At 64.8% G+C, this 9,090-nt stretch carries 9 protein-coding genes and 1 pseudogene; 3 read left to right on the forward strand and 7 right to left on the reverse strand.

Annotated elements, in window-relative coordinates; genetic code table 11:
- From VFJ08_RS14020 to VFJ08_RS14050, 7 genes are all read right to left on the reverse strand, one after another.
- Positions 1 to 504, reverse strand: a 504-nt coding sequence (locus tag VFJ08_RS14020; protein ID WP_324997847.1) for a riboflavin synthase, incomplete at its 3' end; no start/stop codon positions are given.
- Positions 505 to 508: 4 nt separating this feature from the next.
- Complete coding sequence (ribD, locus tag VFJ08_RS14025; RefSeq protein ID WP_324997848.1) at positions 509 to 1,636, reverse strand: bifunctional diaminohydroxyphosphoribosylaminopyrimidine deaminase/5-amino-6-(5-phosphoribosylamino)uracil reductase RibD; 1,128 nt, start codon at positions 1,634 to 1,636, stop codon at positions 509 to 511.
- The gene (nrdR, locus tag VFJ08_RS14030; protein WP_324997849.1) at positions 1,633 to 2,139 is read right to left on the reverse strand and encodes a transcriptional regulator NrdR; all 507 of its coding nucleotides are present in this window, start codon (positions 2,137 to 2,139) and stop codon (positions 1,633 to 1,635) included. The genes ribD and nrdR overlap by 4 nt, the downstream gene beginning before the upstream one ends.
- A gap of 26 nt (positions 2,140 to 2,165) precedes the next feature.
- Positions 2,166 to 3,455, reverse strand: coding sequence for a serine hydroxymethyltransferase (glyA, locus tag VFJ08_RS14035; RefSeq protein ID WP_324997850.1), 1,290 nt, complete (start codon positions 3,453 to 3,455; stop codon positions 2,166 to 2,168).
- A 131-nt stretch (positions 3,456 to 3,586) separates the two neighbouring features.
- Entirely contained in the window at positions 3,587 to 5,389 is a 1,803-nt protein-coding gene (gene aspS / locus VFJ08_RS14040) for an aspartate--tRNA ligase (RefSeq protein WP_349257020.1), read from the reverse strand.
- 150 nt (positions 5,390 to 5,539) lie between these two features.
- Positions 5,540 to 5,920: a zinc ribbon domain-containing protein gene (locus tag VFJ08_RS14045; RefSeq protein ID WP_324997852.1), complete on the reverse strand. Its 381-nt coding sequence runs from the start codon at positions 5,918 to 5,920 to the stop codon at positions 5,540 to 5,542.
- 47 nt (positions 5,921 to 5,967) lie between these two features.
- On the reverse strand, positions 5,968 to 7,320 hold the full coding sequence (locus VFJ08_RS14050) for a UDP-glucose/GDP-mannose dehydrogenase family protein (RefSeq protein WP_324997853.1): 1,353 nt from the start codon (positions 7,318 to 7,320) through the stop codon (positions 5,968 to 5,970).
- 666 nt (positions 7,321 to 7,986) lie between these two features.
- Between VFJ08_RS14050 and VFJ08_RS14055 the strand changes: the two genes are divergently transcribed.
- From VFJ08_RS14055 to VFJ08_RS14065, 3 genes and pseudogenes are all read left to right on the forward strand, one after another.
- Positions 7,987 to 8,208: a hypothetical protein gene (locus VFJ08_RS14055; RefSeq protein WP_324997854.1), complete on the forward strand. Its 222-nt coding sequence runs from the start codon at positions 7,987 to 7,989 to the stop codon at positions 8,206 to 8,208.
- 5 nt (positions 8,209 to 8,213) lie between these two features.
- Positions 8,214 to 8,606, forward strand: coding sequence for a type II toxin-antitoxin system VapC family toxin (locus VFJ08_RS14060; protein WP_324997855.1), 393 nt, complete (start codon positions 8,214 to 8,216; stop codon positions 8,604 to 8,606).
- Positions 8,607 to 8,779: 173 nt separating this feature from the next.
- A pseudogene (locus VFJ08_RS14065) lies at positions 8,780 to 9,090 on the forward strand (type II toxin-antitoxin system RelE/ParE family toxin); the annotation flags it as partial.

A 9,090-nucleotide genomic window follows, 5' to 3' on the forward strand; every position in this document is an offset into this window, starting at 1 on the left:
CGTGTGCGGAATGATGTTCACGCCGAAACGCCGCCCGGCGACTTCGTTGACGGTGAGGCTGATGCCGTCGACCGCGACCGAGCCCTTGGGCGCGATGTAGTGGGCGATCGCGCGGGGGACGGAGAAGGTCAAGCGCCAGGAACGGGCGTCGGCGACCATTTCCTCGAGCACGCCGATACCGTCCGCGTGGCCGGCGACCATGTGTCCGCCAAGCGGTTCGCCGGCGCGTAGCGGCGCTTCCAGATTTACCATGGAGCCGACGCTGCGCTCGCCGAGCGTGGTCAACGACAGCGTCTCCTTGGACACATCGGCGGCAAACCGGGCGCCCTCGATCTCAATCGCGGTCAGACACACGCCAGCCACGGCGATGCTGTCACCGATCGCGATCGGGCCCAGATCGGTGTCGCCGATATCGAGAGTCAGGCGGGTATCGCCGCCCTTGTTACCGCCATGGGTCTGCTGGTCGACGATCGTGCCCAATCCCTTGACTATGCCAGTAAACATGCGATCAGTCCGGTTGCGACGGAGCCGGGCGCGCCGTGATCTTCAGATCGGCGCCCACCGGCTCGACGTTGTCGAAAATCAGCGCCGGCGCATCGGCCAGAGCGAGCACGCCGGGCAGCGCCATCAGCGCCCGGCCGGCGTTGCCGATCAGCATGGGCGCGACATAGATAACAAACTCGTCGACCAGGCCGGCACGGGTTAACGCGCCGGCCAGCGTCGGCCCGGCCTCGACCAGCACATCGTTGATTTCACGCCCGCCAAGCGCGCTCAGAACATATTCCAGATCCAAGCCGCGCTCGCCGCGCGCCACGTCGAGTATCTCCGCGCCGGCCGCTTCCAGCGTGGCGCGGCGATTCGCATCCTTACAGGCGGTGGCGACCAGCGTGGCTCCGTCGAGACCAAGCATGCGGGCGTCCGCGCCCATGGCCAGATCGCTGTCGATCACCACGCGCAGCGGCTGGGCCCAATCGCCGGGCAGGCGCACGTTGAGCGCGGGGTCGTCCGCGACCAGCGTACCGCGGCCGACCAGTACCGCGCCGGCTTCGGCGCGCAGCCGGTGCACATCGTCGCGCGCCGCCTCGCCGGTGATCCATTGGCTGCTGCCGTCGGCGGCGGCGGTGCGACCGTCCAGACTCATCGCCAGCTTGACCCGAACCCGCGGCCGGCCGCGCGCCATGCGCTGATTGAAACCGGCGTTGAGCGCGGCGCAAGTTTGGGCCATCACCCCGGTTGTCACCTCGATACCGGCCTCGCGCAATACCGCGATGCCCCGCCCGTCGACCGATGGATTCGGGTCCTGCGCGCCGACCACCACGCGCGCGACGCCGGCCTCGATCAGCGCCTCGGTGCACGGCGGAGTCCGCCCCCGGTGGCTACAGGGCTCGAGCGTGACATAGACGGTCGCGCCCTTCGGATCGTTGCCGCGGGCCCGCGCGTCCTCCAGTGCGCGCACCTCGGCGTGCCCTTCGCCGGCGCGCTCGTGCCAACCCTCGCCGCGAACCACATTGGCCTGCGTTATGACACAGCCCACGCGCGGGTTCGGCCGGGTCGTGTACCAGCCGCGACGAGCCAGCTCGACCGCCCTCTGCATGAAAAAGGCATGCACCGCGCCGCGCGGCTCGATCGCGCTCATGACCGATCCTTGCCGGAATCGATCAGCGACATCTGCCCCGTGTCCCGGCCCGGCGTGGCTTCCAGCCGCTCGATCTCCTCGCGAAACGCCTGAACATCCTCGAACCGCCGATAGACCGAGGCGAAACGCACGTACGCGACCTGATCCAGCTCGCGCAGTTCTTCCATCACCCATTCGCCGAGCCGGCGCGAGGCCACATCGCGCTCGGAGTCGGAACGCAGACGTTGCCGGATATGGCTGACCGCGGTATCCACGGCCTCGGGCCCGACCGGACGCTTGTACAGCGCCCGGGTAATGCCGCGGCGCAACTTGTCGACATCGAACGGCTCGGGCGTGCCGTCGTTCTTGACGATACGCGGCATCAACAATTCGGCGGTCTCGAACGTGGTGAACCGCGTATGGCAGTTCGGACACTCGCGCCGGCGCCGTACCTGGCTGCCCTCGGCGGCCAGCCGGGAGTCGACGACGCGGGTCGCGCGCTCATCGCAAAACGGGCACTGCACGACGAACCTCGCCGGCCTACGCCGTCTCAGGCCGCGCCGCGGGCCGCCGCGCGGTACACCGGGTAGCGCGCGCACAGCTCGGCCGCCGCCGAGCGCACCCGCGCGACCTCGGCATCGACGTTCCGGTCGTCCGCCAGCGCGTCGAGCACATCGCAGATCCAGGTCGCCACATGGCGCATGTCCTGAACGCCGAACCCGCGCGTGGTGGCCGCGGGCGTGCCGATACGCAGACCGGAGGTGACGAACGGCGAGCGCGGATCGCCCGGCACCGCGTTCTTGTTGGCCGTGATGTGCGCCCGGCCGAGCAGCGCTTCGGCGTCTTTGCCGGTAATATCCTGCTTGATTAAACTAACCAGCATCAGATGGTTATCGGTGCCGCCCGAAACCACCTCGTAGCCGCGCTCGACGAACACTTCGGCCATGGCCGCGGCGTTGTCGATGATGCGCTGGCCATAGCTCTGGAAATCGCTCTCCAACGCTTCCTTGAACGCCACCGCCTTGGCGGCGATCACGTGCATGAGCGGCCCGCCCTGGGTGCCGGGAAACACCGCCGAGTTGAGCTTCTTATAGAGCTTGTCGTCGCCGGCGGCGGACAGGATCAGGCCGCCCCGGGGCCCGCGCAGCGTTTTGTGCGTGGTCGTGGTCACAACATGAGCGTGCGGTAACGGGCTCGGATACAGATCGGTCGCGACGAGCCCGGCGACATGCGCCATATCGACCAGCAGCCAGGCATCGACCGCATCCGCGATTGCGCGCATACGCGCCCAGTCGATCTTGCGCGAGTAGGCCGAGAAGCCGCCGATGATCATTTTCGGCTTGTGTTCGTCGGCCAGGCGCTCGATTTCATCGTAGTCGAGTTCGCCGGTGGCTTCGTTCAAACCGTATTGCACGGCATTGTAGTTCTTGCCGGAGAAGTTGGGCGCCGCGCCGTGGGTCAGATGGCCGCCGGCGTCCAGGCTCATGCCGAGCACGGTATCGCCGGGCTTGACCAGCGCCAGGAACACGGCGGCGTTGGCCTGGGCGCCGGAGTGCGGCTGGACATTGGCGAAATCGCAGTGGAATAGTTGGCAGGCGCGCTCGATCGCCAGCTTTTCGGCCACGTCGACGTATTCGCAGCCGCCGTAAAAACGCTTGCCCGGATAACCTTCCGCGTACTTGTTGGTCAGCTGCGAGCCCTGGGCCTGCATGACGCGCGGGCTGGTGTAGTTCTCCGAGGCGATCAGCTCGATATGATCTTCCTGGCGCTGGTCCTCGTCGGCGATGGCCGCGGCCAGTTCGGGATCGAATTCGGCAATACGCTCATCCGCATCAAACATGGATTGAATACTCCGATTTATGAAAACGAAAGAGATCACACGAACGCCCGCGGCGACCGCGCGCCCAGCCGTTGCGGCTGGGTGACAGCTCGCTAGTCTAGCGCAGACCGCGAGCTATCTTCAGGATCGATTCAACCCTGAGCTTCGCCGCCGGGCTCGCCGGCCGGCTTGGCCCGCAGACGGATACCCAGCTCACGCAGTTGCGCGGCATCGGCCTCGCCCGGCGCGCCGGTGAGCAGGTCGGTCGCGGTCTGGGTCTTGGGAAACGCGATGACTTCACGGATCGAGTCCGCACCGGCCATCAGCATCACCAGCCGGTCCAGCCCGAAGGCGATGCCGGCATGCGGCGGCGCGCCGAATTTGAGCGCTTCCAGCAAGAAGCCGAACTTTTCCTCGGCTTCCTCGCGCGCGATGCCCAGCACATCGAACGCGGCCTGCTGCATCTCGCGCGAATGAATACGCACCGAGCCGCCGCCGACCTCGGAACCGTTCAGCACCATGTCGTAAGCCTTGGCCATCGCCTGATGCGGCGCGGCCTTCAAGGTCTCCGGGTCATCGACCGCGGGCGCGGTGAACGGATGATGCGCGGCGTGCCAGCGCTTGGTCGCTTCGTCGTATTCGAACATCGGCCAGTCGACGATCCACAGCGGCGCCCAGTCGCCGGTCACGCGGCCCAGATCGTGGCCGAGCCTGACGCGCAGCGCGCCGAGCGCGTCGTTGACGACACGGGCGTTATCGGCGCCGAAGAACAGCAGATCGCCGTCGGCCGCGCCGGTGCGGCCGACGATGCCGGCGATAGCCTCGTCCGACAGAAACTTCAAAATCGGCGAGTTCATGCCGTCGCGACCCTTGGCGGCATCGCTGATCTTGACGTAGGCCAGCCCCCGGGCGCCGTAGCGGGCGACGTACTCAGTGTACTCGTCGATCTGCTTGCGGGTCAGGCCCGAGCCGCCCGGCACGCGCAGCACGGCCACCCGACCCGTCTCGCTGTTGGCCGGGCCGGAAAAGACCTTGAATTCGGCGTCGGCCACCAGATCGGCGATATCGACCAGTTCGAGATCGATGCGCAGATCGGGTTTGTCGGAGCCGAAACGGCGCATGGCTTCGGCGTAGGCCATGCGCGGAAACGGATCGGGCAGTTTCGCGCCGAGCACTTCGTCGAACAGCGTGCGGATCATGCGTTCGTTGAGCGCCATGATGTCGTCGGCGTCGACGAACGAGGCCTCGATATCGATTTGGGTAAACTCGGGTTGACGATCGGCTCTAAGGTCTTCGTCGCGGAAACAGCGCGCGATTTGGTAATAGCGGTCCATGCCCGCGACCATCAGAAGCTGCTTGAACAGCTGCGGCGACTGCGGCAGCGCGAAGAAATGCCCCGGCTGGGTTCGGCTCGGCACCAGATAGTCGCGCGCGCCTTCCGGCGTGGCGCGGGTCAGGATCGGCGTTTCGATATCGAGAAAGCCGAGATCGTCCAACGCGCGGCGCACGGCGCGGGTCACCTGGGCGCGCAGCTGCATATGACGTTGCATGCGCGGCTTGCGCAGTTCGACGTAGCGATAGCGCAGGCGCGCGGCGTCGCCGACCGTTTCGGTCTCGTCGAGCTGGAGCGGCGGGGTTTCCGAGGCATTCAGAACCGCCAGTTCGGTCGTGTAGACCTCGATCTCGCCGGATGCCAGGCTCGGGTTGACCGTGCCTTCCGGCCGCGCACGTACACGGCCGGTCACCTGGATGACGTATTCGCTGCGCAAGCGCTCGGCGGCGGCGAACGTTTCGGCTTCGTCCGGGTCGAACACGATCTGGATCAGACCGCTACGATCGCGCAGATCCACAAAGATCACCCCGCCGTGATCGCGGCGCCGGTGCACCCAGCCGCAAACGGTGATGGTGGCGTCAATCGCGGCGGCGGTGACATCGCCGCTGTAGTGGGATCGCATCATGGCGCGCGTCTCGAGCCTCGCAAAAGAGCGCGAGTCTACCAAGAGCCCGGGGCCGGCCGGTAGCCTGGAGCGTATAAAGCCCGGCGTACCGGCGCGCCGATGGCCGCGACCCGTCACGATCGCGGCCCGCCGGCGCAACGAATGTTTTCAGTCGCCGCTTGCGCCGGAGGATTTGGCGGGCGTCTTGTCCGGTTTCGATTCGCTACTCGATTTGCGCGCTTTATCCGAGCTTTTCGATTTATCCTCGGACGATTTGGACCCGCTCGACGCGCCGTTACCCGCCGCGCCGTTGCCGGACGAGTCCGAGCTTGACTTGTTGCTCTCGCCGGTCAAATTGCGACGGTTGTCCGATTTGAAATCGGTCTCGTACCAGCCGCCGCCGGACAGGCGAAACCCCGCCGCGGAGACCTTGCGCTTAAGGCTGGCCTGGCCGCAGGCCGGGCAATCGGCCAGCGGCGCATCGGAAAGCTTTTGCAGCTTCTCGACCGGCTCGCCACAGTTTGTGCAAACGTATTCGTAGATAGGCATTTTGACGACTCCCAGCGTCAATCTTTCCGATTGAAACGGAGCGTATTTTAGCCAACCGCGCGCCGCGCGCCAGTGGTCGCGGAGCGGCCGATGCCGTAGTAGGCGAAACCGGCGCCCGCCACATACGACGGCTTGTAAATGTTGCGCCCGTCGACCAGCACCGCCTCGTTCATGCGACGAGCCAATTCGTTGAAGTCGGGCGTGCGGAAGATATGCCATTCGGTGACCAACACCAAGGCATCCGCGCCGTCCGCGGCGGCCTCGCCGTCGTCACAAAGCGCAAGATCATCGCGCTCGCCGTAGATACGCCGCGTCTCATCCATCGCTTCCGGATCGAAGGCCCGCACCCTCGCGCCGGCCGCCCAGAGCGCCTCCATGAGGCTGCACGCCGGCGCTTCGCGCATGTCGTCGGTGTTCGGCTTGAAGGCCAAGCCCCACAGCGCGACCGTCTTGCCGGCCAGATCGCCGCCGAAGTGCGCATGGAGCTTGTCGAACAGCACCGTTTTCTGGCGGTTGTTGACGCGCTCGACCGCATTGATGATCTCGGTGTCGTAGCCGATCTTGGCCGCGGTATGCGCCAGCGCGCGCACGTCCTTGGGAAAACACGAGCCGCCGAAGCCGCAGCCCGGATAGATGAAGTGATAGCCGATGCGATGGTCGGCACCGATCGCCTTACGCACCTGCTCGATATCGGCGTCCAGCCGGTCGGCGACCTGAGACAGCTCGTTCATCAGGCTGATCTTGGTCGCCAGCATGATATTGGCCGCGTACTTGGTCAGCTCCGCGGAACGGATATCCATGACCATCGTGCGGTCGTGCTGGCGGTTGAACGGCGCGTACAGCGCGCGCAGATGATCGGCGGCGCGCTCGTTGTCCACGCCGACGACCACGCGATCGGGCTTCATGAAATCGTCGATCGCCGCCCCTTCTTTTAGAAATTCCGGATTGGAGGCGACATCGAATTCGACCGTCGCGCCGCGCGCCGAAATAGCCCGAGCCAACTGCTCGCGCACCTTGTCCGAGGTGCCGACCGGCACGGTGGACTTGGTGATCACCAGCCGATACTCGTTCATATGCCCGCCGATCGTTTCGGCCACCTTGAGCACATATTTGAGATCGGCACTGCCGTCCTCGTCCGGCGGCGTGCCAACCGCGATGAACTGCAGCATGCCATGCTCGATCGCCGCGGCCGCATCGGTGGTGAAGCGCAGACGCCCGGCCTCGACGTTATCGTGCACCAGGGTATCCAGGCCCGGCTCGTAGATCGGGATATCGCCGCGGTTGAGACGCGCGATCTTGTCGTCGTCGATGTCCACGCACACCACGTGGTTGCCGCTGTGCGCCAGGCATGCACCGGTTACCAGACCCACGTAACCCGTACCGAAAATCGTGATGCGCATGACTACCCTTGTTGCTTGAGATACCGAAATCGAAACGCCGATGCGTCAGTACGCGTTTTTATCGACAACCGCCCGAATAAGCAATGAACGCCCAGAAAAAAAGCCGCAAACCCGACGGCTTGCGGCTTTTCCATAAAGTGGCGTTTCCTAGAGGATTCGAACTCCTGTTGCCGCGAAATGGCGAATAATACACAACAAAAACAATATCTTGAAAGCCGACGTGCTGATTTTGTGCTATTCCCGGGTCCCGATGCCGGCAAGCCGCATGCCTGGCGCGACGGCGCCACGATGAAATCGCAAGAGCCGTTTTTGGCCTTTTGAGCGATCGGATAATACCGGACGGCGGCAATGTTTGGTAGATGAGATAGGGAGTCAGCGCGGCCCGGTCCGCCCGCGCTCATGAGGGGGTACGGTAATGCAAGCAGAAACAAGAAAGACAGCGATCAGTCTGATATAGGTCACGACTCTTGTGCTCGCGCCTTACCTTACCTAAGGATTCGGGGCGCGCCGCCGGGTCAGCGCAAGGCGCTCGGCGGTCGAAGTCTGGGGCGCAACCGCCGCCGCTTTCGTGTTCCTGTACCTGTTCAGCGCATCCATCGCGGACATGCTGGCCTAGCATTTATTGACATGCGTGCTGCATGGCCCCATGTTTAGCACATGAGCACCATGATCCAATTACGCAACGTACCCACGCCGCTGCACCAGCAATTGAAAAGCCGGGCGGCGCTGTCGGGTCGGTCGCTGTCCGACTATCTGATCTTTGAGTTGAGCAAAATCGCCGAGCGGCCTACGCCCGAGGAGTTGCGCGCGCGATTGGCCAAACGACGGCCTGTAGCCGTCAGCGAGACACCCGCCGAAGCGATACGCGCCGAACGCGACGCGCGTTGAATCCGGTGGTGGTAGTCGATGCGTCCGCGATACTGGAGGCGCTGCTATGCACTGCCAGGGCGGACGCGGCGCAGCAATGGCTGGACGAGCGCCAGACGCTGCATGCCCCGGATTTGATCGATATCGAAATCGCCCAGGCCCTACGCCGCTATCATCTGCGCGGCGAACTGGGCGCCCGGCGCGGCGCCCAAGCGCTGGACGACTTGGCCGCATTCGGCATCAAGCACTATCCGCACGCCCCGCTGCTGCGCCGGGTCTGGCAACTGCGCGCTAATATCAGCGCCTACGATGCGGCCTATGTGGCGTTAGCCGAAGCGCTGGACGCGCCGTTGCTCACCAGCGATGCGCGGCTGGCCAACGCACCCGGACATCAGGCCGTGATTCATTGTCTGACATAACCCCCGCGTGATTCAAAGCCTCTCGCAAACAAGCAAGGCACGCCGCGCCCAGCACGTTTACTTTTTTTCGATCAGTGGCGGCCGGCCATGCAAGACGCGCCAAGCTGGACGATAACTGCGTACATCATGCTCGGCGTTATACACGCGCCGTTACTATACCCAATGATCGCATCATTCCGGTGCCCGACACCAAGGCGCTTGCGCGAGGCATCCGCGTCCAGCGATTCGCCAATATTGCCAAGGTGGCGCGGCGCAAGCTCAGGCAACTTGAAATCGCCGGTCGGCTGGAGGATCTGAGCGCGCCACCCGACAACCGTCTGGAAGCGCTCAAGGCGGCCGCGCCGGCCAGCACAGCATTCGCATCAACGACCAATGGCGGGTGTGCTTTTGTTGGAGTCAAGCGGGCGCCGAAGAGGTCGAGATCGTGGATTATCACAAGGGCCTGTTGCCGCTTCATACGGCCCCGCGTTGCGACCCCAAATCG

The organism is Salinisphaera sp. (assembly GCF_035690525.1).
Classification (GTDB): domain Bacteria; phylum Pseudomonadota; class Gammaproteobacteria; order Nevskiales; family Salinisphaeraceae; genus Salinisphaera.

Coding starts and splice junctions, on each gene's coding strand:
- ribD (WP_324997848.1), bottom strand. CDS start 1,636: ATGAGCGCGATCGAGCCGCGCGGCGCGGTGCATGCCTTTTTCATGCAG.
- glyA (WP_324997850.1), bottom strand. CDS start 3,455: ATGTTTGATGCGGATGAGCGTATTGCCGAATTCGATCCCGAACTGGCC.
- aspS (WP_349257020.1), bottom strand. CDS start 5,389: ATGCGATCCCACTACAGCGGCGATGTCACCGCCGCCGCGATTGACGCC.
- VFJ08_RS14045 (WP_324997852.1), bottom strand. CDS start 5,920: ATGCCTATCTACGAATACGTTTGCACAAACTGTGGCGAGCCGGTCGAG.
- VFJ08_RS14050 (WP_324997853.1), bottom strand. CDS start 7,320: ATGCGCATCACGATTTTCGGTACGGGTTACGTGGGTCTGGTAACCGGT.
- VFJ08_RS14055 (WP_324997854.1), top strand. CDS start 7,987: ATGATCCAATTACGCAACGTACCCACGCCGCTGCACCAGCAATTGAAA.